Annotated in this window: 18 protein-coding genes; 11 read left to right on the top strand and 7 right to left on the bottom strand. The window is 53.8% G+C overall.

Annotation, left to right across the window (positions count from 1 at the left end):
- Nucleotides 1-41: 41 nt before the first annotated feature.
- From RB_RS11935 to RB_RS11910, 7 genes are all read left to right on the top strand, one after another.
- Nucleotides 42-623, top strand: coding sequence for a ParB N-terminal domain-containing protein (locus tag RB_RS11935; protein WP_011120662.1), 582 nt, complete (start codon nt 42-44; stop codon nt 621-623).
- Nucleotides 624-1,228: 605 nt separating this feature from the next.
- Complete coding sequence (locus RB_RS11930) at nt 1,229-1,900, top strand: helix-turn-helix domain-containing protein (RefSeq protein WP_011120660.1); 672 nt, start codon at nt 1,229-1,231, stop codon at nt 1,898-1,900.
- A complete protein-coding gene (locus RB_RS28560) occupies nt 1,875-2,246 on the top strand; it encodes a VOC family protein (RefSeq protein WP_390175146.1) in 372 nt (123 codons plus the stop codon). Before RB_RS11930 ends, RB_RS28560 begins: the two co-directional genes overlap by 26 nt.
- 144 nt (nt 2,247-2,390) lie before the next feature.
- Complete coding sequence (locus RB_RS11925; protein WP_315851298.1) at nt 2,391-3,602, top strand: protein kinase domain-containing protein; 1,212 nt, start codon at nt 2,391-2,393, stop codon at nt 3,600-3,602.
- Between the two features lie 496 nt (nt 3,603-4,098).
- Nucleotides 4,099-4,533, top strand: coding sequence for a hypothetical protein (locus RB_RS11920; RefSeq protein WP_011120653.1), 435 nt, complete (start codon nt 4,099-4,101; stop codon nt 4,531-4,533).
- 271 nt (nt 4,534-4,804) lie between these two features.
- Nucleotides 4,805-6,205: an AAA family ATPase gene (locus RB_RS11915; protein ID WP_231846429.1), complete on the top strand. Its 1,401-nt coding sequence runs from the start codon at nt 4,805-4,807 to the stop codon at nt 6,203-6,205.
- A gap of 276 nt (nt 6,206-6,481) precedes the next feature.
- A complete protein-coding gene (locus tag RB_RS11910; RefSeq protein WP_165447214.1) occupies nt 6,482-7,069 on the top strand; it encodes a redoxin family protein in 588 nt (195 codons plus the stop codon).
- Nucleotides 7,070-7,297: 228 nt separating this feature from the next.
- Here the strand turns inward: RB_RS11910 and RB_RS11905 are convergent, their stop codons facing one another.
- The 4 genes from RB_RS11905 to RB_RS11890 all read right to left on the bottom strand — a co-directional run bounded on the left by RB_RS11905 (nt 7,298) and on the right by RB_RS11890 (nt 12,306).
- Nucleotides 7,298-8,572 carry an IS701-like element ISRba4 family transposase gene (locus RB_RS11905; protein ID WP_164921909.1) on the bottom strand — a complete coding sequence of 425 codons (1,275 nt, stop codon included), beginning with the start codon at nt 8,570-8,572 and terminating at the stop codon, nt 7,298-7,300.
- Nucleotides 8,573-9,062: 490 nt separating this feature from the next.
- Nucleotides 9,063-9,755: a phosphonatase-like hydrolase gene (locus RB_RS11900; protein WP_164921908.1), complete on the bottom strand. Its 693-nt coding sequence runs from the start codon at nt 9,753-9,755 to the stop codon at nt 9,063-9,065.
- Nucleotides 9,748-10,929, bottom strand: a complete 1,182-nt coding sequence (locus RB_RS11895; RefSeq protein ID WP_164921907.1) for a TIGR03364 family FAD-dependent oxidoreductase — start codon at nt 10,927-10,929, stop codon at nt 9,748-9,750. The genes RB_RS11900 and RB_RS11895 overlap by 8 nt, the downstream gene beginning before the upstream one ends.
- A gap of 33 nt (nt 10,930-10,962) precedes the next feature.
- Nucleotides 10,963-12,306, bottom strand: coding sequence for a DUF5690 family protein (locus RB_RS11890; protein WP_011120645.1), 1,344 nt, complete (start codon nt 12,304-12,306; stop codon nt 10,963-10,965).
- A 162-nt stretch (nt 12,307-12,468) separates the two neighbouring features.
- Here RB_RS11890 and RB_RS11885 point away from each other — a divergent pair, with 162 nt between their 5' ends.
- Both RB_RS11885 and RB_RS11880 read left to right on the top strand, forming a co-directional pair.
- The gene (locus RB_RS11885) at nt 12,469-13,023 is read left to right on the top strand and encodes a helix-turn-helix domain-containing protein (RefSeq protein WP_164921906.1); all 555 of its coding nucleotides are present in this window, start codon (nt 12,469-12,471) and stop codon (nt 13,021-13,023) included.
- Nucleotides 12,996-14,156, top strand: a complete 1,161-nt coding sequence (locus tag RB_RS11880; RefSeq protein ID WP_011120643.1) for a zinc-binding dehydrogenase — start codon at nt 12,996-12,998, stop codon at nt 14,154-14,156. Before RB_RS11885 ends, RB_RS11880 begins: the two co-directional genes overlap by 28 nt.
- Nucleotides 14,157-14,191: 35 nt before the next feature.
- Here the strand turns inward: RB_RS11880 and RB_RS11875 are convergent, their stop codons facing one another.
- The gene (locus RB_RS11875) at nt 14,192-18,007 is read right to left on the bottom strand and encodes an FHA domain-containing protein (protein WP_164922832.1); all 3,816 of its coding nucleotides are present in this window, start codon (nt 18,005-18,007) and stop codon (nt 14,192-14,194) included.
- Nucleotides 18,008-18,536: 529 nt separating this feature from the next.
- Between RB_RS11875 and RB_RS11870 the strand changes: the two genes are divergently transcribed.
- Both RB_RS11870 and RB_RS11865 read left to right on the top strand, forming a co-directional pair.
- On the top strand, nt 18,537-18,959 hold the full coding sequence (locus tag RB_RS11870; protein ID WP_007324538.1) for a TraR/DksA family transcriptional regulator: 423 nt from the start codon (nt 18,537-18,539) through the stop codon (nt 18,957-18,959).
- Between the two features lie 206 nt (nt 18,960-19,165).
- The gene (locus RB_RS11865) at nt 19,166-19,738 is read left to right on the top strand and encodes an adenine phosphoribosyltransferase (protein WP_173401881.1); all 573 of its coding nucleotides are present in this window, start codon (nt 19,166-19,168) and stop codon (nt 19,736-19,738) included.
- 69 nt (nt 19,739-19,807) lie between these two features.
- Here the strand turns inward: RB_RS11865 and RB_RS11860 are convergent, their stop codons facing one another.
- The gene (locus RB_RS11860; RefSeq protein WP_011120639.1) at nt 19,808-20,701 is read right to left on the bottom strand and encodes a glycosyltransferase family 2 protein; all 894 of its coding nucleotides are present in this window, start codon (nt 20,699-20,701) and stop codon (nt 19,808-19,810) included.
- Nucleotides 20,702-20,928: 227 nt separating this feature from the next.
- A complete protein-coding gene (locus tag RB_RS11855) occupies nt 20,929-22,941 on the bottom strand; it encodes a LamG-like jellyroll fold domain-containing protein (RefSeq protein ID WP_011120638.1) in 2,013 nt (670 codons plus the stop codon).
- Nucleotides 22,942-23,342 lie beyond the last annotated feature (401 nt).

The following is a 23,342-nucleotide window of genomic DNA, read 5'->3' as shown; positions in this document are numbered from 1 at the left end:
CTAAAATTGGCTCCATACTGACACCGCCCGGTGAGCCAAACATGAAGCCAGAGACTCCCTTCCAACTGATGCCCGAACTTCCCTCGTGGGAGTTCAACACACTGAAAGAGTCGATCCGACAGCACGGAGTGATCGTCCCGATCATCAGGGACGAACATGGCTCAATCATCGACGGACATCATCGGGACCGTGCTTGTTGTGAACTGAAGATCAAAGATGCTCCTACGATCACTTTGGCAGGCTTAGCCGACGAACAAAAGCGAGATCACGCTCTCGTTCTAAATCTGGTTCGCCGCAAAATTACTCGCAAGCAAATGCGAGCGATCATTGCCACTGAACTTAGACGAACACCAGACATGTCCAATCGGTGGCTCGCCGAAATCGTCGGAACGACGAACAAGACCGTTGAGTCGGTTCGAAGGGAACTGCTGAGCATTGGGGAAATTCCTCAATGCGACACATACCGAGCCAAGGACGGACGACGATACACGCATGTCGAGAAAGAACTGCGGGATGTAACCGGTAACCAGCATCATGCATCCATGCGAAGAGCAGGGAAGCACTTTCTTGAGACACTGCCGACGCCGACGATTGCTAGCCGTGACTCGCCCTCCCTGGCCTAAAACTAGGCAGTTGGACACGTGCGGAGGAGGAGAGAGATCGGGGCAACTTCAGCAGGTACCCCCCTGTGGATGTAGCCTGCTTCCGGGCAGGTGGCGTTTTTGTTGGTTTTCCCGTCTAAAGCGGGTAATCCCACCAGGCAGCCGGGCAAAATATTCACTTGACGGAATATTCCTTCAAGGCTATACTTCGACAGGTCGATTGGATTACCAGGTGCAAGGACAAAGCATGCAGCCTCAGCCTTCAGGAGAAATACCATGTATGTCGGACAGACTTGCGGAGATTTTCCGAAGAATGGGCGAGGCGACACCGTGCTCCTCTTTCGAGACCGCATACGCATTGCTCTGCACGACTATGGATGAAGTTGAGGATGAGCTTACCAATTTTCCAAATGAGCCTGATCGCTACATGGAAATCAAACGGCTCTTCCCGCCACAGACTGACAGAATGTCCAGCTTGGAGGATTGTGACGTGAAGCGATTCGATAACACCCGTCACGTGACATACATAGCTTCAAATGGAGCTATCGAAGTTCGCAGCAGGCGTGTCCAAAATGGAGAAGTCAAGACACATTTTCGGAAGGCAGGTAGTGATGGGAGATTCTTGAATGATGTCTGTCCACGACTTGCGGACAAAAACGCCTAAGCCTAATAGCAATAATTTACTTGTCATCGAGGATTTTCAAATGCCAATTACTCTAAGCGACGATCTAACAGCGAAACTTTTAGTTTCTAGCGTTTGTGCAGAAGTCGGCAAGAACTCACCGTCGCCCCTTGTTTTGCTACAAGAGCTTGTAGCATCAGAATTCGGTGATGCGGAGTTCGACTTCAGAGTGGCGGACGCTCCCAATGGCTTTCACTTCTTGAACATCTACCACGAAGAGCTAGAGGTTGCTATTGAATGGAAGTCTGGCTGTGGATTTGGTTTGTCTTGTTTCCGAAGTGATGCGGATGACCTCGCTGGCTTGTATTCATCACCAGATGAATGGTTCAAGTCTTTAGAGGCTGTGTACCATCGTATTGCCTCTCTTCTTATTGAAAAGACAACAACGAAATCTATTCCAGCGACGATGGCGGATATTCGGCATGAACGAGGTCTATCGCAAGCTTCTATGTCTGCTCAACTAGACATAACGCAGGCAACTTATTCAAAGCTTGAAAGAAGAGAAGATGTGAAATTGTCCTCATTGCGAAAGGTCGTTGAGGCGATGGGAGGAGTTTTGAAAATTGAAGCACGCTTTCCTGAGTCGCAAGATGTCCGAGAAGTCACATTTTCATAGCATTGGGCTTTTAGTTATCCGTTCTGATAACATGGAAGCCGCAGCAAGATTCTATTCCGCTCTCGGAATGCTCTTGGAGAAGCATTCACATCCTCCATGTGGTGAACACTACTCCACAGTAGACGATAACTGCGTGTTCGAAATCTGCCAGCGAAAACCGGAACAGCCTCCAACAACTGCGTGCTTCTTTGGGATCAACGTTGAAAACGTTGAAGTAGCGGTCGGTACGGTGCTAAAGAGTGGCGGCTTGGTCAAACGTCTTCCAGCCAATTCAGAGTGGGGGAGGACCGCAATCATCACGGATTTAGACGGCCACAGCGTAATGCTCATTGAAAACGCAATTTAGATTCCCGGAAGTCGGTTTCGTTGATACGACAATCAAAGGAATAGATGCAATTGCTCTAGTTTTAGAACTCACGAAAACAACTCTGCCTCAGTCGGGGAAACGGGCAGAAAGACTTTAACATGCCAAAGCTGTTGCTAATGCTCGATATGCCAAAGCAAGCTTCCCATTCGTGAAGCAGTTAGTCTCGTTGCAACGTTAGCCGATGGGCTTCAGTACGCCCACAAACAGGGTTGCATCCACCGTGACATCAAGCCAGCAAACATTCTGATCAACGGCGAGGGAACACCGCTAATTGCCGATTTTGGAGTTGCCTGCACGCTCGATGAACTTGCAAAGGGGCGTTCGTCGTCAAGCGGAACTCTGAACTACATGGCACCTGAGCAAATCGCACAGGAGACTCAGCTACTTGACGGAAGATGCGATGTTCACGCTCTTGGAGTTCTGTTGTTCGAGCTATTGAGTGGTCGTTCGCCTTTTCAGTCACGAACCCAGAATGGACTGCGAGAACAAATCCTGTTTCGCCAACCAACCCTGCTTCGATCTGCTGATCCCTCGTTGCCGAAAGAGCTTGAGGCGATCTGCTCGAAAGCCTTGGCGAAACATCCGGCAGATCGGCATGAGTCCGCAGCGGAATTTGCAACTGAGCTTCGAAACTGGCTCGAACGGGCAAGCAATCGACGGCGGATCACCTGGATTGTCATGGTCATTTTGCTGTTGCTGGCTCTTGTCACTGGTGTGTTGATCGCTTTGTCAGGAGGAGGCAGCGAAACGAATGGCACGATCCAAGATGGAGTCATGAACTTCGACGGTCGCACCCGTGTTGTTACAAATTTAGAACGAACCCTACCGGTAACTCTCGAAGCGTGGATCAAGCCGGATCAGTACACGGACGAGAACTGCCAATTCATCATCGGGAGTGATATCCCAGGCGAATACGGTTTGGGCATCGCACTTTGCGGATCGCTGCTTTCCGTCGAACATGTCGAGGGAATGGTCAATTCCAGTGCCGCCGTCGTGCCGGGCGTTTGGTCGCATGTCGCAGCAGTCTTCACCAAAACGGACACGAGGCTCTTCCTCAACGGCGAATTGGTAGCGACCGCTTCTGGCTCGTCGAAAGGCGGTTCCACGAACTTCGTGATCGGAAACGTGGGCCAAGACAAGCTGCTGGATTTCTTTCGTGGTCAGATTCGGTCGGTGCGGGTTTCGTCGGGTGAGCGATACGGCGAAGTGTTCGAGCCGTCGAACTTGAGCAGAGATCAAACCACGCTGTTGCTACTCAACGAGACGGCTTCCGTCAGGGACGAATCCATTCTCGACCAGGATGGCGAGATGCTCGGAACGGTCGAAGGGCATTAGGACCGTTGTGGGTTGAGGGACCAAGCAATGATGACTAGATTGCCGTTACCAAATAGCGATGACGAGAAGCATTTTGGTGCTAGAAAGTGTTCGGATAACTGTTCGGATAAGCCAACCGTCTGTTGACGTAAGTCCTTTGATACCAACAGTTGAGGAAAATAAAGTCGATCCCGTTATCCTCCACTCAAAAGCCGCTTGTGAATTCACAGGCGGCTTTTTTCGTGCGCCGATCTCGCGATTTCGGATCGCTTCCGCCTCCACTGGTAATCTGGCATTTGTGGTGGCTTTGACCGGGAACCGACCGGTAAACGGCGTTGTTTTTTGCTCGACTTTGGCTGGTTGAGTGAGTCTTCCTCAGAAGAGTTTCGCAAGGAGCACGCTTTTACGCGCCCCTTCTTCGAATCAACCACGCCGAGTTTGCTGGAACGAGGACTGACAACTTCAAGTTGTTGTCCGCTTCCGTAGCCACGTTGGATCTGACCAAATGGAAGCCTGAATGATGGACGACTTCAATGAGCGTCTTGCGATTGTAAAATCCGAACTGCGTCAAAAGAACAAGCTTGAGTCGATGCTGCGTTCAGCGCAGGCTTCTTTTGCACTGGCCAGACGCAAGCGAGACAAACTGAAGAAGCTTCTTGCGAAAGAGCAGTCGGATGTGGATGCGATGGAAGGTCTGAGCATAACTGGGTTGTTTCGTGCGATGCTCGGCGACAAAGAGCAAAGGTTGCAGAAGGAGCGTCAGGAGCTTGTCGCCGCAAAGCTGAAGCACGATCAAGCCGCCGACACCGCCAAAGATCTGAGCGATGACGTCAAGCGTTTAAAAGAAGCATTGGTGAAACGAGAGAACGCAAACGCAGAGTACGAACTGCTGCTCGCCGAGAAGGCGGATCAACTTGCCGCGAACGAACCGGGGCTAACGCCCAACGGCTAATGATTGTCATTCGGTATGCGACTAAATCAACAGCCTGCTGAGCGAACCCAATACAATCGTCCGTTGTCTGCTACTGCGTTGGATACGGTGTCGGGGACTGAGTTGACGGCTTTTTATTCTTGATATTTGCTGGGCTGTTCCGGCAAAACGTATTTGACGCCTATGTTCGACTCGTTGCTTAGTTACGGTTGCTCCAGACGACAAGGTTGAGGTCATGGCGTATTTAGGGTGGATGTTCGTTGGGCTGCTGCTCGGACTTGGATTGGCTCGCATGTTTCAATTCTTGTCATTCACCGGGTTGAGCCACTGCGGTAGCGATGCGATCGAGGGAGCAACCTTGCCGGTCGCTTCGCTGTTGAAGTCACACTTCAGCCCGACGACGATGTCGGAAATCACCATTACCGAGCGTCGTTTTCCGTTTCGGATGCGAGCTGATATTCAGCGAACCATCGACGATGTCTTTGGAAAAGACATTGTGATCAAGCATTTCTTCGGAGTTCGTAATGAATACGCGCACTGTCTTCCCTCGTTGACGGACTGCATTTTGGAAAGCCAGAACAATCCGGCTTTGTCCGTGCCACCAGAGTACGAAGAGCTTGATATCGGCGAGGGTGAGCCTCTTCAGGTTCTGAAGAACGGACTTTGGTTGCTGGAATCTGACGGACTGAACTTTGTTGTGATGCTGAGCCCGTGCGGTCCGTTTGGGCAGGTCACGGGGATGCAGTTCCAGGTTGGCGTTCCTCAATCATCAGAAGGCACACAACTTTCGCATCGGTTCTTAAAAATGGTAGAAGACGCGGTTGCCCGAGGTGAGTCGTACCGCGGCAAAATTCTTTCGCTTGAACAGTCCGAGCACAACTACACCGGCGAATCCAATGGGATCACAGTGCATAAGCTGCGAGACGTGAGGCGAGAAGATGTCATTCTTCCTGCCGATACGTTGACTTTGCTTGAACGCAACGTGGTTGAGTTCGCCCGCAATCGCCAGCGTCTTTCGGAGCTCGGCATGTCGAAGAAGAAAGGTGTTCTATTCTACGGGCCGCCTGGTACTGGCAAGACGCATACGATCCATCACCTTGCAGGATCGCTTGAAGGACACACAACGATCTTGATTTCGGCCGAGCAAGTGGGGCTTCTTGGCGAGTACATGACGCTCGCTCGGCTATTGCAACCAAGCATGGTCGTGATGGAAGACGTCGATTTGATTGCCCGGGAACGAACGAGCATGGAGAGTGCTTGTGAAGAGGTTTTGCTCAACAAATTGCTCAACGAGATGGATGGTCTCAAGGAAGACGCCGAGATCTTTTTTGTGCTAACAACCAATCGTCCGGAAGCTTTGGAAGCGGCATTGGCATCGCGTCCAGGTCGGGTGGATCAAGCCATTGAATTTCCACTGCCGGACGCGGAAGGGCGGAGGAAATTGGTTTCGCTTTATGCACCGGATGGCTTTCTCGATGCTGATATGGTCTCCGAGATTGTCCGACGAACCGACGGAGTTAGCGCCGCTTTTATCAAGGAGTTCATTCGCCGAGCGACGCAGTTCACGGTGGAACGAGGTGATTCCTCTTGTTTGACCCATGAGGATCTCGATATGGCTTTGGATGAGATGCTCTTCAAGGGTGGGCAGTTGAATCGAAAGCTCTTGGGAGCCGGAGATTCGTTGCCAGCATGATCAGGCTGGAAATGAAGCTTCGTCCGACAATGGTGATCGACCCAGCCGGAGTGGCCCGCAAACCGTGGGCGTGGTTGCTTTCTAGGTAGGTTGGACCTCTTTTCGGACAAAGTCGATCGAATGCCATTTTCGACGACGTTCGCTTTCGCGGTTTCGAGTTTGTATCGGGTATCCTCGGGGATGCGATCTCCCGTCCATGTGTTGATGGCGGGTTTCATAGAACGACGAACATCCTTTGACAGGACATTCCACTTCATACCGACTCAAGGACATCCGATGCAAAACCGCCGCTCGATGATTGGTCTCTTTGCGATGCTTTCGATCGCTACCCTCACCTCGACTGCCCAAGCTCAGGGACGTCGCCAGGCCGCTCCCGGTAAAGAACCGCCTCATCCTCCGAAGGTTGGCCAAGAGGCTCCTGATTTCGAGTTAATGAATCAAGAAGGCGAGGTCGTTTCGCTGAAGGCGTTGACGGAGAAGTCACCTGTCGTGATGCTCGTTTTGCGAGGCTGGCCAGGAAAACAGTGCCCGATGTGCAGTCGGCAGGTGGGCGAGTTTCTAAGTAAGAAGGCTGCTCTAAAGGATGTTCAGGTGGTAATGATCTACCCTGGACCAGCAGAGTTGTTGGAAATGCACGCGAAGGAATTCCAAGGCAACAAAACATTCCCACCTAACTATCACTTCGTTCTTGATCCAGACTACAAGTTCACCAGCGCTTGGGGACTTCGATGGGATGCCCCACGCGAAACGGCTTATCCCTCCACGTTTGTGGTGGACCAGAATCAGAAAATCGTCTTCGGCAAAACCGTGATCTCGCACGGAGACCGAGCGGACGTCGCGACCGTGGTCGCGAAATTACCCTGATTTCTTCGGCTGGAAATGAAACGGTCGCTCTTTGGGATGTCAAAGAGCGATCTAGTACTACAGCGCTAAGTTTTGGGCCATCGGCATCGTGTGATGCTTTCGGGATCGATGCCGAGTTCGGCGTATCTGTCGAGCTTCGTTTGCGTGTGGCTGATGCGAGCCGCTTCGTTGCGTGATTGATGGTAGTTGATCCGTGAGGCGACCTGATCGAGCAACATGCGACGACTCTCACGAGGGAGTGACCAGCTGACTACGATTGCGTCGACCGCGTCGCGAATTTGCTGAATCGTCCACTCCGGATTTTTTTTCCCGCTCCTGCTGGCAGGTTTGCGAAAGAAACAGATAGCTCAACGACGTGATGATCAAGTGGCGTTTCAGACCCAAATATCGGCGCCCCTCGTAACAGTCTAAGCCGACCTCTTGTTTCTGATCCTCGAAACAACGTTCCACTCGCCATCGCTGAAACGCAACCTGTAGCAGCATCGCCATCGAAGCGAACTCGCTCGCGTTGCTGACGAAGAATTTCAGTTCGCCGTCAAGCACGTTTCTCGCGACCACCAACCACAGAGACAGCCCCGGTAGTCCGTCGCTGCCTTTGAGTGTGACGCGAACCCGCTTGGCTTCCCAGATGATGGGACCTTTCTCGCCGTCTTTGACGCGGTAGCGTTTCCAGCGTTTCGCTTTCATCGCTTCGCCGTGCCAGAACACTGTTTCAACACTTCGCGGCGAACTTTCCCCGCTCTTGATGCGGGGTGTCTTGCGACCTCGGCCGCCCTTGCGATAGGGCTGCTCGGTCACTTCGGGATGCTTCTCCCAAACCGAAAACGTTCGCGGCACTTCAAGCACAAACTTCTGATCGCGGTCGGCAAGAGCTTCCAGGAATCCAGGTTTACCGCCGTAGCCTTCGTCAGCGGTTAGCCAAGGATATTCAATCCCCTCCTCCTTACTGCGATCAAGCAATTCCAACGCGATCTGCCACTTGGGGCGATAGACCATCTCATCGGGAATGCCGGCGGCGGCACAACGCTCGCGGTCGTTACTCCAGCTCTCGGGGAGGAACAGTTCACCATCGACCATGCAGTGAAAGTCTTCGTTCGCCGCAGCCAGATGAACCGTGACGATACAGTTCTCCTGCTTGCCGACTTTGCCGCACCACTGTCGTTGCACGCCAGGCGTTTTGTCGCCCTTCTTGACGTCGCTGGTTTCGTCAATGATCGCGACAGTGTTCTTGGTGACATGCTCATCACGGACGATGTGGATCAGCCTCCTGCGAAGTCCATCTTCGTCCCACCGATGCTGGGCGATAAATTCCTGCAAGGTTCGCACCGGTGTACCGGCTTGCAACGCAATCGGCTCCACACTCTTGGCGTCCAGGTCGGAAAGTTGACCACGGACATAGGTCGTCAAATGAGCCCTCGTGTCACTTCGTCGAAAACAATCGCCAAAGCGAGCCAAGTAAGCATTTAACCGATCTTCGAGTTGTTCCAGTTCAGCGACATCCATGCCAAGCTCTCCGTGCAGCAAACAAAATCTCCAGCTGCTATTCTCAGCCAAAAGACCGTCCCTCTACAATACCAGTTAGCGCTGCAGTACTAGGAAAGATGTCGAGGGACGTTTTGCCATCGCGGAGCGTAGTTTCGCAGTGCGGCTCGCTATAAGCCGCGATGCACGGGGGTTGAACGCATGGCGGAACGGATATGAATGGTCTAGACAAGGTGTTGCGGGCAAAGGGCGGCAGGTCGACCCTGTTGTGCTCGACAAAATCTATGTTGAGAGCGGTTTGGTCGGCGTGAACGCGAACAAGAACGCTCAGGCAGTGACGCTTTTGGGGATCTCCTGATCAAACGATTTTGTGCAGCAAATGCTTTGATTGAATTGTTCGTCCCCAAACGCCCCGCTTGAACTCGCGAACATTGTTTTCGCTCGTTTAAAATTTGATGGTCGAACGTTTGCCTTGCGAATCAATCGATTTGTAGTTCACCATCGCCATGCACTAAACCGTCGCGTTGCTGGTTTGGTCCACCAGCTGAATTAAATCACTAAGGTGATGAATGACCGCGGTCGGATTGGATTGCAGCAGTTCGGATTCTGTTTGAGCGCCAGTCGTGATTCCAAGAGCCATCCCGCATTTCGCGTTTTGACCCTCTTCGATGTCGATTCGTGAATCGCCGATCTTTGCGACCGACGCTGCGTTGGTGACTTGGGTCAACGCCATGGCTAGATAGATCATGTCAGGTGCGGGACGTCCCGCTTCGACATCACTAGCGGTTACCAATGCATCGACCTCTTCGCCGATGGTCCATCCAATTTTGTGGACTAGTTTTTCGGCGGTTGGACGATCGTAGCCGGTGTTGAGGACAACTTTGATTCCTCGCGAATGAAGCTCGCGGAAAATGTCGGACGCACCTGATTGCTCGACGACTTCGAGCGAGTCGTAGGCTTCGGCGAGTCGAAAGCGAAAATCGGCGAAGATTGCCTGGACTTCATCTTCGGGATGCTCGGTGCCGTCCAATGCAAGAACGTCACGAATGGCCTGAGACTTTTCTTTCCCAGCCCCAGCGGATTGCACCTGCTCTTGGGTGAAGCTGTATCCCGCGGCATTGATCGCTTGTCGAACGGTTTTGTAGACGACGTTGTCTTCGTCGACGGTTGTTCCTGCCATGTCAAAGACGACGAGTTCAATCATTGTAAAGCTCGGTGAGGTGATGCTGGGTGAAGCCGGCACTGCTGGTCATTCCCTTTCCTCCGATTCCCGTGGTGACATGCACATTGGGGAAAATGGTTTCAAGGTGGATACCGGACGGATGAGAGGTTTGGCTGTAAACGCCATGCCAGGAAGCTTCGACATCCCAGGAGGGAAGGTCCATGATACGCTTCGCTTCGATCAAGATAGCGTTGTTGATGTCGGAACGAATGTCAAAGTTGAGTTCCGCGGGCTGGTCGGCGGAGGTGTACTCATGTGAATCACCCAAGATGATTCCGCCATCGGATTCTTGTTTGAACAAGATGTGTAGCCCCCAAGCATGAGCAAACGTGTCTTTCGGTTCGTTGGCCTTGATTGCATTCCAAGAGGGGCATTCCGCGAAGCTTTCGTAACGGCGAATCGAAAGGCCGGTCAACAAATTGCCAGGAAGCACCGATTGCGGTTGCGGTGAAAGCCGAAGCATCTGCAATTTGCAAAGCTTCATCTCGCTTGCGCGGAAATTTTCTGGAAACAGTGCCTGAAACTCTGTGCCGCAGCAGACAACGACCTTGTTCGCAGAAAGAGTCTCGCCATTAGAAGTCTGCAGATGAATCAGATCGGATCGGACCGGATCGATGTGCTGGATCAGGGTTTCAAAGCGTGATTCGAAATTGCTCTGCGTGCGAAGGAAGTCATGCAGATGATGAATCATCCTTCGAGGGTTCACCGAAACCTCCTGCGGAAAAGACAGTCCGCCACGGCAGTAGTCCGAACGGAGATTGGGGAACTTGATACGGCATCGGTCTGGTGTCAATAATTCCGAAGGGTATTCCGCTTCTTGATTGAGCCGATGGAGTTCCTCGATCAACGTGCATTCCTCTTCGTCGGAGGCAAGGTACACGCTTCCGTGTTGCCGAACGGATAGTTCGGTTTGAGCTTGGAGTTCTTGATAGATCCGAAGGCTCTCGCGACCGTGGACTTGCCAGCCGCGATCAAGGCCCGATGGGACAACCTGACCAAAGTTGCGAACGGTTGCGTCCATCGGTTTCGAATTTCTTTCAACCAGCGTGACCTTCAGCCCGCGTCGCAACGCGTGGTAGGCGTAGAAGGTACCGAGGACTCCCGCGCCGACAACGATCAGGTCCGAGTGAGGCACGCCGGCGGTGTGGGAAGTCATGAATGAATTCGGAGTGGGCAAGGAAGTTGATCTTTAAACGTGATCGCCAGCGGGCGAATCGTGACGAGGAATTTTGTTCGTGTAGTGGATGCAAAGAAGGATCGCGATAAGACTGGCCAACGCAGCGACCACCACGGAAGTTCGATTCATCAGCGTCAGAAAGTTGCGATCGGATGTGACCGAATTGCGATAAAGCATCACGCCGACATACCCAAGGTAGCCAAGGGCATCGGCTAGATACATCAGGTAGCCAATCGTTCCGGTTTCTCGAAGAGCCGCGATCATGCGTTCAAACACGGTGGTGTGAAAGGCAACATAGGGGATGTACATCCCGAAGCCCAGCAGCACCATGAAGGTCATCGGTGAAAGCCGGCCATAAGTCTGGCCTGCGACAGCGGCAACAACGATCGCGAAGCCGGTGGTCAACAACGCGATGGACGATAGGAATGCGATGCGGTTGTTTCGGATCAAACTGGTCAAACCTGAGACAATGACCACGCCGATCATGACCCAGAATTCAGAGCGTGCAAACACGGTCGGTTCGTTTTCGACCCCAAGTTCACTCCAAATCTCGATTGCGAAATCGTCTCGAAGGCTTCGGATCAGAGTGAGTAAAACATAGATCGAGAGCAAGCCGGTCAGGCCCAGTGCATGACGACGCCAGAACGCACGACGTTGTTCTCCGTTCATTGGGGAGCGTTTGGATCGCAAGCGTTCATCGTTCGCCGAAGGTGCCGGAATTTGGGAGAGCATCCAGACGAACATCAACAGCGGAATAACGAAAAGGAGGCCCGTGATCACCGGCATCCAAAACGTTCCAACGTCGTGGACTTCGATCAGAGTTCGACCGACCGACTTCACAAAGCCAGACGACAGGATGAAGCTTGCACAGAGACCGGCAGAAAGAGTTTCGGTGACGGCACGACCCTCTAAGAATCCAAGCACCAATCCGAAGACCATCCCGAGTGGCAATCCGTTGACGAACAACCAAACGAAATTCCATGGAACTGGAGTGACCGCAAACAGCAGCAACGAGATTTCAGCGATGGTGATCAAAGCCACAATCGAGATCGCTCGATAGCGAGCAGGCATCTCGGAGACGACCTTGATGCCGACGAATTTTGAGAGTGTGTAACCGGCGACTTGCGAGGTGATGAGAATCGTTTTGTAGCCAACCCCAAAAGCGACCATCCCATCATAGGTGGCTGCGGTGAATGGCTTTCGAAACGCATACATGCAAAAGTACGTGCCGAAGGCAGCGACAATGCAGTAGATCGAAAATGCAGTTGGATTGGTGCCCGTCAACCATCGTGTGACGACACTGCCCCGCGTGATCGTTGCGTTCCCATCCAGGGAAGCATCCGTGGTCATTGCCATGAGGTCACGCGTGGAGTGATGTTTGTGATGGAGGAAAAATTCAACGTTGCCGAGCGAAGCCTGGACGCGAATTGGCGATGGTGCAACAATGTTTCTTTTCAGTCAACACGAACGGAGGATTCTTCATCTGATCCTCATAATGCCGCGGCGCGAGGTCAGGCAATGAATTTGGTCGAGTTAGCACAGCGTCTGCGACAGTTGCGATTGGATCGCGGAATGACGTTGGACGAGGTGGCGCAAAAGAGCGGCCAAACGAAAAGCTGGCTATCACGCGTGGAGAACTTTCGCATCACACCGTCGCTTCCTGCTCTTGCTGATCTGGCGAGTAGCTTAGGTGTCTCGACATCGAGTTTGCTGGAAGGATTGGATGATCGGCCGCAGATTGTTTGTGTTCGGCATGACGAACGGAAGAAGATTCAACGCGACCCAGATTCTTCGATTGAGTACTACTCACTCGCCAGCGAGCGAACTCATCGGACGATGGATCCATTCCTATTGAAAATTCCCAGCGGCGAAGAGCGTGAACCGCGAACGCACGAGGGCGAAGAATTTCTGACCGTGCTAAAAGGGCGAGTGCGGTTCTTTTACGGCGAGCAAGAATTCACGTTGTCAAAAGGCGACAGTCTGTACTTCGATAGTGAAGTGGAACACTGCTTAGCCAATCCATTTGCAAATGATGCGGAAGTGATATGTCTATTTCGGCTGGGACGTCAGTGATTCCAAACGATCGAAAACCAGAATCGTTCGCTGACATCGTGAACGTCGCGATGGAGTTTGATTCCAGTGAACGACGTTTCATTGCATGCCAAAGCAAACTTGATCCGCTAAGCGAAGGCCAAGTGCTCGTTCGAGTTCTGTGCTGCACGTTGTGCGGAAGTGATCTGCACACAGTCGCAGGACGAAGGGAAGGACACGACCGTGGAGTGCTTGGGCACGAGATCGTCGGGGAAGTCTTGGGTTGGCGTGGGGAATTCACGCCGGCCGACTACCACGGTGTACCGCTGCGAGTCGGTCAGCGTATCACGTGGGCGATGTCGGTCGGTTGCGAGCATTGTTTCTATTGCAACAACGATTTGAATCAGAAGTGTGATTCACTGTTCAAATACGGCCACGAAGCCAGCCATGGGCATCCGACCGGCGGACTGAGTGAACACTGCGTGCTCGTCGCGGGGACACCGATCTTTCCTGTGCCAGATGAGTTGACCAACGAAGTGGTTGCACCGGTCAACTGTGCGACGGCGACTGTTTCGGCTGCACTTCGATTGGTGAATCAAACTCACCAGATCAAGAATGCAACGGTTCTCGTCGTCGGGGCTGGCATGCTTGGTTTAACAGCCGCGGCTCAATTGAACGAAGCGGGGGCATCACGAATCGTGGTCGCTGACCCAAACGCGGATCGAGCCGAGCTGGCTGAATCGTTTGGTGCAACTGACTTGATCGTTGATGAAACCCTGGATCAACGACAGGCGATGCTTCAAGAAATAACCAACGGTCGCGGCGTGGACATCGCAATCGATTTTGCGGGAATGACGACTGCTGTGAACGCCTGTTTGGAATCGGTTCGCATGGGTGGATGCGTGGTGTTAGTGGGATCCGTGTTTCCGTCGGACCCAGTCGCGCTTTTTCCGGAGCAAGCCGTTCGCCGGATGCTGACGATTCGCGGGCTGCACAACTACTTGCCACGCGATCTGGATGATGGGTTGCGATTTTTGAAACGCAACCACCAGCGATTTCCTTTCGAAAAGCTGGTTGGCAAAGGATTCCCGCTCCGCGAAGTTGAACAAGCGTTTGAGTTTGCGATGCAGCAACGGCCAGTGCGTGTGGCCGTGTATCCGTCCTCTGACTCATGAGTGAACGACGTGGCCTGGTTCGCCACGCTCTTGAATCACTCCACCACTTCGGCGACCTGAACTTCGTCTTTGAGTTCGGCAGCGGCTTGTTTAGGCGAGCGACTGCGTGTGGAGGACAAAAGTGTCATGCCCTCTTTCACGCAGATCACAGCGATTAGCAAAGCGGCAACCGCGGCGACGATCTTCAGCATGCCATGAGCAACAAAAGCAACCGCTGCGATTCCGCAAATGACCGCCACGACGGCTTGCATGAATTTCACCATCGCCTGAACACGTGAGCTGTGCGATTGCGACTTGGCACTTCGTTCAACGGCACTTCGAGCAGATTCGTTGGCAAGTTCTCGCATCGCGGACAGGTTGCTGTTGCGTTCGGGAGCTTGCGAACGTGGAATCAAAGGCGCGTTGGGATCAACGGGTTCGATGACTTCTGGTTCGATGTCATGTTCAACGCTTTCGGCTTGTACCGGGGTTTCGGCCGGTTTAGGTGGTGCCGGTTTTGGCTTCGGAGCCGCGGGTGCGGTTTCGTCACCGGATTGTTGTTGAACGCGTTGCAACAAACGATTCATGTAGGCTTCGATCGAGTCGTCGTCAGGCTCTTCTGATTCGGCGACAACGACGGTTTCCGCAGCAACCGGTTCGGTGCTTAGCAGTTCAGCTTCCGCGGGTTCATCTTGGATGTCTGCGAGAGTCGATTCGAATTCATCCGCGACTTCGAATGATTGTTCCGATTCCTGTTGATCCCAAGAGTGAGGTTGGGTGTGAGAAATGTCGCTGGTGTCGAGGTAAGTTTCCGACTCACTATCACGTTGTCCAACTTCCGCTTCCATTTGGGCGGAGTAGTCCGTTTCGCCGTCCCACATTTGGGTGCCGGTTTCGGTCGACATCTCATCGTGTACGATCGAGTGGTCGTCAGCCTCTGGGGAATTCTCGTTGCTGAGGTCGCGAATCAGTTGGTCGGCGAGGCTGAGCGGTGACTCAGAGTCCGGTCCGTCGGAGTCCGGTGCATCGAAAGAATGCTGTTCATTGCCCGATGGCTGTTCTTCTGGGAAGGATTGATCCAGATCAGCGGTTGCCCATGGGTTGGCTTCTTCGAGCGAAGCCGCTTCATCGTGAGTGGCAGCTTGGTCGACGAAGTCTTCGACGGAGGATTCGGTCGAGTGTTCTTCGGTGTTCCATTCTTGCGAAAGGCGAGCTTCGCGAATTTGCTCGGCCTCTTCTTGTGCAGCAGCGGTGAACTCGGCAGCAAATTGTTGAGCGTTTAGGTCGTCAAAAGAATCGTCTTCGTCGGCTTCGGCCACAGTGGACCATGCATCATCGTTGCCAGCTTCGTTGGGCATTTCAGCGGCGATATCGTCGTTGACGACTTCATCCAAAGACTGAACGTTTTGATCGATGCCGAGATCGTTTGGCTCGTTAATCGTTTCGTCGGAAGGGGCGTCTCCAAGGCGTTCTTCAGGAAGCAGCAACGACTCGGATTCTTCTGGCCAAGCTGGCGTAAGTGAATCGTTCGTGTCGGTTTCCGAAAGTTCTTGACTGAGCGCGTCTGGGCTCAACGAAACGTCTGCACCCAGCGAATTTGGTTCAGCGGTGTGCTTTTCGGTATCGCTTTCGCTCTTCGCCGCTTCGGCACTTTCGTACGTCGGCCACGCATCTTCGTCGTCGTCTTGTTCGACGGTCTCTTCCGCAATTGGCGTGCTCCAACTGGCCGCTTTTTCTTCCGCTTCTTGAAGCAGGCGATCAGTTTCGGAATCGTGGACCAAGCTCATCGCTTCGCCAATCAATTCTTCCGAAGAATGTTGGTCAGTCGACGTTGCTTCCAAAGACTCAGAGCCGGGTTCGCTTGCGACGTGCAGACCTGGTCCATCGACGATGGATTCAGGCGTGTCCAGTTCGGCGATCGATGCTGGAGCGGAGTTCTGCGTTGCCGATTCTTCTTCAACGAACTCCTCATCTGAGCTTCCAGCTTCGGTAGCGGAGAGAATGCCCAAGCGGATTTCAGAATCCGAGGGTTTTGATTCGGCGTCGCTCTTACCGCTGATCAGCTGCCGAGTTTCTTCCTCGAGTCGTTCGATTTGATCGAGCGTGTCGTCATGGTCACGATTGGACCGGTCGAACAACTGACGGGTTTCGGAAACTTCGCGTTCAGCCCGAATGCGTTGTTTTTCTGACGTTTTGTATTTGGCCTTGAACTCGTCGCGTTGTTCTTCGGTGACGGACAATGTTTCGCGAAGTTTTTCGTTGTCTTCACGGAGTTGAGCCAGTTGTTGTTCGGCCTGTGCGAGGCTGAGGGTCAACTCGTCGACGCCGTTGCGGAGGGCGTCCATTTCGTCGCTCCACGACGTTCGGTCCGTGTCGTGTCGATTTTCCGATTCGCGAACTCGTTCTTCTAATTCACCGATCGTTGTGCGTGCGTGTTGGCAGTCGCGACGCAGTGCTTCTGCTTCTTTGCGAGCATCGGAGATTTCGATCTGCAGGCTCTCGATCTCTTCCCGAAGTGATTCTTCGGTCTTGAGCGATGCGTCGTACTTTTCTTGGGTCTCATAAAGCTTGGCGTCGCTGCTGGCTTTTTGATCCAAGATGTCATCGCGTTCGCGATTAGCCGTTTCTCGCTGCGCAATGGCTTCGTCGCGAGCGGCAGACAGTTCTTTGCATTGACGAGCATGCTCTTCAACTCGTTCCAGCCCCATCGACTGCAGCGATTCTTGTTGTTCACCGAGTGCCAGCAATTGTTCGTTGAGCGAAGCGAACTTGGCACGCATCTGCGTGACCGCTTCAGCAGCTGCGTCGGCTTGACTTTGCGATTGCTTGAGCTGCTGGCGAGTTTCGTTCAGTCGTCGCTCGCTTTCTCGTTCTCGCTCGGAAATGTTTTCTTTTTCGAGGAGCAGCTCTTCGATTTGACTTCGATAGTGGACGTCACGGCCCTGCAAGCGTTCCTGTTGAGTTTTCCAGTCTTCGCGTTGCTTTTCGAGCTCGTTTTGTTGATCCGCCAGTTGGTTTTGGCGTTCGGTGAGGTCACGATGGCGAACTTGGAATTCAGCGTGCAGTTCAACCGCAGCGGTTTCTTGAGAACGAATCTCGTCCTCACGTTCGCGGAGTGCTTTGAACTGAGCCTCGATTTGATCGGCTTGTTGTTTCAGTTCATCTTGCCGTTCGCGGACCCAGCGATCGTGTTTCTCGGCTTCTTCTTTCAGCTTATGCCAACGCGATGCTTCCTTTTGGAATTCGACGTCAGAATCAAAGATCGATTGCGGGTTGCCAGAGGCAAGACGCGGGACGGATTCAGCGAAACGGTGCGCGGTGGGCTTGGGCTGCTTTGCTTCGGCAAACTTGGCTTGGATCAATTCGAATTCGTAATTGCCCAACCGAAGGATGTCGCCTTGTTGCAGCGTTCCTTCCGTGACACGAACGTTGTTGATCAACAACGGGATTGAGTACGCACGAATGAGGATGCGATGTGCGTCACGAATCAGAACCGCGTGAAGTGGACGCAGCGTTGGGTCGTCCAGGCGGATCGAGCATCCGACGCCGTTGCCCAAGGTGTAGCGAGCACCGGCGAGACGCAGCCGACGTGTCGGGTGGTTTTCGCATCGAACACGAAATTCGATGGCGCCTTCTTGGTTCCACATCGTTCCGTGGTCGCCGAGCGACTTGCTGCCCGCAGAAGCAGGCGAATTCGTTGCGGCGGTTTGAGGCTCGGCCGCGGTCGCATAACGTGGCTGGTTCAACCAACTGGTCGCGGACCCTTCTGCACCGGAACGAGTAGGAGACTCCGATCGGGATGGAGCCGCGAACGCGGTTGCGGAGTTGGAGTCGGTGTGTGTTGGTGTATTCGAGGAGTCAGTTGCCACCACGGAGTTCCTTCTCACGGGAATGCTTTCTTGAGAACGGTGAAACATGTCTGAAATGTTCGCGACGGACCTGTATGGGGAGGATCTGTCTCGGTTTCGACTCGTTTTCTGTGCCGTTCAAGCGGTTCGGAGTCACCACTTGGTTCTGTTTATTCGGTTGATCCGATCAGGGGCATGAAGGCATTTGTTCCGTTTTGGCAAACTTTGCGGATTTCGGTCGACTTTGCAGGGGGGAAGTAGCTGGTTGAATACACTCCGCTCCATGGAGGGGTTGGTCGGTTTTAGGGCTGTCATCGAAGTGATTTTCCTTTCAACCGGAAATTTCTTCTCAGTGGCGCCCCGAAAGCGTTGGAAAGGTCCCTTTGTTCGAAGGGGAAGGCTTTTCTTCGATCTACCCTAATGAAACCAGGGTTTTACTCGGTGTGCAGCTAGGAACGCTCCAATTGAGTGAACTTGAATGGCTCGGCGTGCGTCACAGTCAGTGCCGTTGTTGGGTCGGTTTCGGTCACTTTGCCAGCCAGAGAGGTGAATTATGTCTCGCGATGACACACTGAAGACGCTTCGGATAACGCTGCTCCGTCGTCGAGACGCGCTTCGAAAGGCGTTGGAAGGCGATTTGAGCCTTCTGCAAGAACTTCACAATCAGAAAACCGGCGACGCGCTGGACGCCGCAGCGGATACGGTGCAAGACGAGCTGAACAGTCAGTTGGTCGAGGTCGAGAGCCGGGAATTGCTGGCGATTGAAGAAGCGATCGCACGTTTTGAGGAAGGCCGGTTCGGCGATTGCGAAGATTGCGGGAAACCCATACCGCTCAACCGCTTGAAAGCGATTCCATACGCGGTGGACTGCATCAATTGCCGCCGTGCCGCTGAGCGAGAGACGTCATCTGGTGTCGTTGCGCCGACCGAATGGAATCGCATTTTTGATGCTCCCAAAGTCGATCCAGCGGTTTGATATATCGGGAGGAGTCGACCAATTCTGCTGCGTCAATGCGGCGGTGATTTGGAAAGGCCGATTCCGAGAAACTTCTTTTTGACCGGGTGCCGAACAGGGTGCCCGGTGTGAGACGCACGTGTTGATTCGTTAGGATGCGGCAATCAGGTTGATCTGTTTTGTGTGATCAACTCGCCTTCGCATCTCAACGAAAACCGTATCAGCACATGGATTTGCGTCATCACGTTCGTGACATCCCGGATTATCCCAAACCCGGCATTCTGTTTCGAGACATCACTCCCTTGCTCGCCCATCCCGAAGCGTTGACCGCTTCGGTCGAGGAAATGGCAAAGCCGTTTCTGGATCAGAAGATTGATGTGGTCGCCGCCGCGGAAGCTCGCGGGTTCATCTTTGGAACGCCTCTGGCAATGCGTCTCAATGCCGGCTTTGTGCCGATTCGAAAGCCAGGCAAGCTGCCGTTTGATTTGCACTCGTTCGCCTACGAGTTGGAATACGGAAGCGATGAGCTACAAATCCATGTTGATGGCATCAAGCCTGGCCAGCGTGTGCTGATCGTCGATGATTTGTTGGCGACCGGTGGGACGGTAGAAGCCTGCTTGCGTTTGCTGGAAAAGTGCGACGCAGAAATTGTGGGTTGCTCGTTCTTGATCCATTTGGTCGCGTTGGGCGGCGAAGCGAGACTGTCGCCGTACCACGTTCACAGCGTGCTCGAGTACGGTGGGGACGATGCCGAGGACGAGCTCAGCATTCAGAACCGTCCCCCAGGACCGAGCGTCTGAGAGGGAGTGCGAAGAGCCTCAGTGCCACAGGGACTGGGGTTCGTTAAACGCCAGGTAATCCGCAGCGGATCATTTTCCGTTGCGGTGAGCGATCAAGCTGCGAAGAGTCGTCATCGCTGTTCTCGCGTTGCGGGCATACTCAGGAGCACGCAGATCGGCGGAGTAGTGCGTTGGCACTTCCATGACGGTGTTTGCGGCGCGAGCGACTTTGGCCGTGATTTCAGCGTCGATACCGGATCCGGTTTCTGTCAGCGGTAGCGAGCGGATGAGATCGCCGAGGAAGACTTTGTGACCTGTTTCAAGGTCCGACAGGTGCAAGCCCGTTGTCAGGTTGCTGCAAGTGGTCAGGCAGCGGTTGACGATGCGACGCATCCGGTTGCTCAATCCGCCTCGCAAATTATTGCTGTGAGAACCGCCTCGACGCATGGACCGGGAGCCGTAAACGACTTCGGCTTGTTCTTCTAGAATGGGCCAGATCGCACCGAGGAGGTCGGCGGGATCGTAGGCCATGTCGGCGTCTTGAATCGCGACCACGTGCCCTCGTGTGTGACGCAGTGCCATGCGAATGGCGGAACCGCGACCATGATGACGGCGGCGGTGAAGAATGGTGCGATTGGAACGTTCTGGCAGACCGCGCAAGTAGTGCCAGCTTCCGTCGACACTGCCATCATCGACCAGAATGGTTTCGGTTGCCGGTGGCATGACTTCGTCGATTCGGTCGATCACTTCGGGGATAAATTCCCGACAATTGTGGATCGGAACGATGACGGAAACATCAATCTTTTTAACAGGCGATGCACCGCAAGCGATCTGGTTCGCTTCCGCGATGAGGCCGAGCGTGTCGTCGATTCGCTGAAGAATCTCGTCTGGATTGACTGCGTCGTCCGGGGTGGTCAACGCTTGGTCGAGTTCTTCAGGTGCCGCTAGAAACTTCTCGACACTCGGTTGGAAAGTGGTCGTCATAGGGGTCGTCGCTTTGAAGTCGCCGTGTGGATCGCATGTGATAGCGATCGGGGCACATCGCCACGGAAACTATGGGCAACGATTCTCAGTCGAGCGGACTCGACCGAGATTTTCGAATGACTGGACCTTGCCTTTGGCAGGTTGCGTTGAGGGTTGCAACGGTTGCAGCAGTCGAGGTCAGCTGGCTACGTCAAACGACGCAGCCAGGACCATCGCCACGGGCCGGATCAGCGGGCCGTGAACGTGGAATTCGGACCCAACGTCCCCATTCCCGCCGCGGGGCTGTGATCGAGCACATATGGGCCCAGGGTACGGTCCAAGTGCAGCAATAGCCGAGTTTTTTCGGTCGGAACGAAGCGACGGGCGGGTTCGAAATCGCCGGTGTAGACAGCTTCCGCCGTGATTCGAACTTCGTCGATCTTGCCGAGGAACGATCGTGTGGGTTGTCCGGCATTGTCAGGGTCGGCTCCCACGAAGAGCGGGTAAGCGTTCGTCTTTCGAGTTCCCTTTGCCGCGACGGAAGAGACTTGCTTGCCACCGACATAGATCCGAACGCTTTCGCCGTCGAAGACGCCGGCCACGTGAGTCCACTCATCGACGGTGAGTTTGTCTTTCGCCTTGGCAGAGTAGTACTTGCCGTCCAAGTTGACATCAAACTGTGGCACGCCCTCATCGGAAAAGATTGCGAATTCGCTGCTTTGCGTTTTCGCAATTGCACCACGCATGCCTTCGGTTTGGCTGGGGTTCAGCCAGGCTTCCACGGTGAAGGGACCGCTGGGCAGGGCGAGGGAGTCAGAGTCGACGCGAATTGCGGAGCGTTCGCCTTTCACTTCCAAGCATTGGTTGTTTTCACCACTGAAGTAATCGGCCGGCACCGCTGCCAGTTGAAGTTTGACGGGGGTCGAAACACTGGGCAGTTCGATGCGAGTGGTTTCGCCGACGTAAACGCGATCCAGTTCGACGCGAGGGATGGTCCAAGTCGCCGTGTGATCGGCGAGCCGCCGGAGTTTGACCGTGAATTTTTCGGTGGCACCTGCTGCAAGTGTCATGTGATCATGATCCAGCGTGCTGAGCCAATCGCGTGACGCGGAACCGATCGATGCGGTGATGTCCATGTCGCGCGGTGAAGGGTTATTAATCGTCACGACGACCTGACCCGCCGCCGATCCATCGGTGTTCAATAGCAAGTCGCTTTTGGTAATCACCGGTCGAACCTTGCGAGCTTGATTGACCTCTTCCACGAACTCAGGTGTGAACTCGGTCGGATCCATCACCGCGCCGACTGGCAACGAGGCAACGGAAATGTCATCTGGTCGAACAGTGACCACGTTCAAGTGATGCAAGAAACCAGCGCCGGGAATGTCTGCGGACAAATGGCCGCCGGTCGTTGCCAGCGTGTAGTACTCAATGCCATCTTTCGGGCCGTCATATCGCATGTGGTGAATGTGCCCCGCAAAGACTGCCGAAACATTTCCCGCTTTTTTCATCATGTCATGAACGGTGTCCCAGTTGGACCCCGTGTATCCGCCTCCGATCCAACGAGGGTGATGAAGGAAGACGAAGACATGGTCCAGTCCTTCGTGCTGTTTCAATGCCTCAGCAAGAAACTCGAGTTGTTCGTCGCTCATCCGTTGGAGCTTGCCGACGTTGAACGCCTTTTCGTTCGTGACCGGATCACCTTCATCGCTGTAGAGAACGACGAATCCGGCGTTCTTGTGACGAAAGGTGTACCAGAGTGGACCGAAGTGTTCTTCGTAGTTGGAATCGTGTTGGCCTTGTGGTGCCGGACCTTTGCCACGCCAGTAGACGTCATGATTGCCCGCCACGGGGAACCAGCGCACATCAAGTTCATTCATGATCTCTTTGTACTCCGCCATCTGACGCATCCACTCGGGTTTCTCGTTGTACCCTTGGATCAAATCGCCGACCGTCATTACCAAGTCGGGAGACAGCAAATTGGTGTCTTTGACGGCTTGTTCGAGCACCTTCAACCCGGCGGGCACGCCACCGGTCCGGTCACCATAGACGACGAAATGAAAGGCGTCCTCCTCATTGGCGAGCGGCAGAACCTGCGTACTTGCGCGTGTCGTGTAGAAGCTGTCGTTGGATTGATGTTCGTGTGAGTGGCCTTCATCGCCGTCGTGAGCAACTGAAATGCTTGGCAGAACGGGGATAGAAACGAGACAAAAAAGTCCTGTCACGATGGACTTTTTCAGGCGGGATGGGAGGTGGGTGGGCATGTTGCAATTCGCGGAAGGAGGGGGCGTAAGATTTGGGAGTAAACCTAGACAATCACGAGTTTAGCCCAAGTGGCCGACCCGTGAATTTTGAGCGAAGAACTGGCTTGCGAGACTACTCGTCCGCCCCGCCACGGTGGTGCCGGTTTGAGGTGCATCCGCGTGGCAACGGCTACCGGTTCACGACCCAACAACAAGTTCGATGAGACATTCGGTGTCCTCGTTGCGGTGACCAATTTGTATGCCCCGTAGGCGCTCATCGCGTGGCAAGGCGGCGTGCTGGTCACTCTCAACTGAATGCTTTTCCGAAATTCGACAACGGGAGTGTGGCTCGGTACGATTCGTGGCATTCAGCCGAATCTTTAGACGAGTCTCTGGTTGCTGCGCGAGTCTCTGACTGCTGC

The organism is Rhodopirellula baltica SH 1, assembly GCF_000196115.1.
In the GTDB taxonomy this organism is placed as follows: domain Bacteria; phylum Planctomycetota; class Planctomycetia; order Pirellulales; family Pirellulaceae; genus Rhodopirellula; species Rhodopirellula baltica.
Note: the sequence above shows the minus strand (reverse complement) of the source record. Positions and strands in the feature narration are given on the sequence as shown.

Bases quoted from the DNA above. Each gene is read 5' to 3' on its own strand.
- RB_RS11935 (WP_011120662.1), top strand. From the start codon at position 42: ATGAAGCCAGAGACTCCCTTCCAACTGATGCCCGAACTTCCCTCGTGG.
- RB_RS11930 (WP_011120660.1), top strand. From the start codon at position 1,229: ATGATGTCTGTCCACGACTTGCGGACAAAAACGCCTAAGCCTAATAGC.
- RB_RS28560 (WP_390175146.1), top strand. From the start codon at position 1,875: ATGTCCGAGAAGTCACATTTTCATAGCATTGGGCTTTTAGTTATCCGT.
- RB_RS11920 (WP_011120653.1), top strand. From the start codon at position 4,099: ATGATGGACGACTTCAATGAGCGTCTTGCGATTGTAAAATCCGAACTG.
- RB_RS11915 (WP_231846429.1), top strand. From the start codon at position 4,805: ATGTTTCAATTCTTGTCATTCACCGGGTTGAGCCACTGCGGTAGCGAT.
- RB_RS11910 (WP_165447214.1), top strand. From the start codon at position 6,482: ATGCAAAACCGCCGCTCGATGATTGGTCTCTTTGCGATGCTTTCGATC.
- RB_RS11905 (WP_164921909.1), bottom strand. From the start codon at position 8,572: ATGGATGTCGCTGAACTGGAACAACTCGAAGATCGGTTAAATGCTTAC.
- RB_RS11900 (WP_164921908.1), bottom strand. From the start codon at position 9,755: ATGATTGAACTCGTCGTCTTTGACATGGCAGGAACAACCGTCGACGAA.
- RB_RS11895 (WP_164921907.1), bottom strand. From the start codon at position 10,929: ATGACTTCCCACACCGCCGGCGTGCCTCACTCGGACCTGATCGTTGTC.
- RB_RS11890 (WP_011120645.1), bottom strand. From the start codon at position 12,306: ATGGCAATGACCACGGATGCTTCCCTGGATGGGAACGCAACGATCACG.
- RB_RS11885 (WP_164921906.1), top strand. From the start codon at position 12,469: ATGAATTTGGTCGAGTTAGCACAGCGTCTGCGACAGTTGCGATTGGAT.
- RB_RS11880 (WP_011120643.1), top strand. From the start codon at position 12,996: ATGTCTATTTCGGCTGGGACGTCAGTGATTCCAAACGATCGAAAACCA.
- RB_RS11870 (WP_007324538.1), top strand. From the start codon at position 18,537: ATGTCTCGCGATGACACACTGAAGACGCTTCGGATAACGCTGCTCCGT.
- RB_RS11865 (WP_173401881.1), top strand. From the start codon at position 19,166: ATGGATTTGCGTCATCACGTTCGTGACATCCCGGATTATCCCAAACCC.
- RB_RS11860 (WP_011120639.1), bottom strand. From the start codon at position 20,701: ATGACGACCACTTTCCAACCGAGTGTCGAGAAGTTTCTAGCGGCACCT.
- RB_RS11855 (WP_011120638.1), bottom strand. From the start codon at position 22,941: ATGCCCACCCACCTCCCATCCCGCCTGAAAAAGTCCATCGTGACAGGA.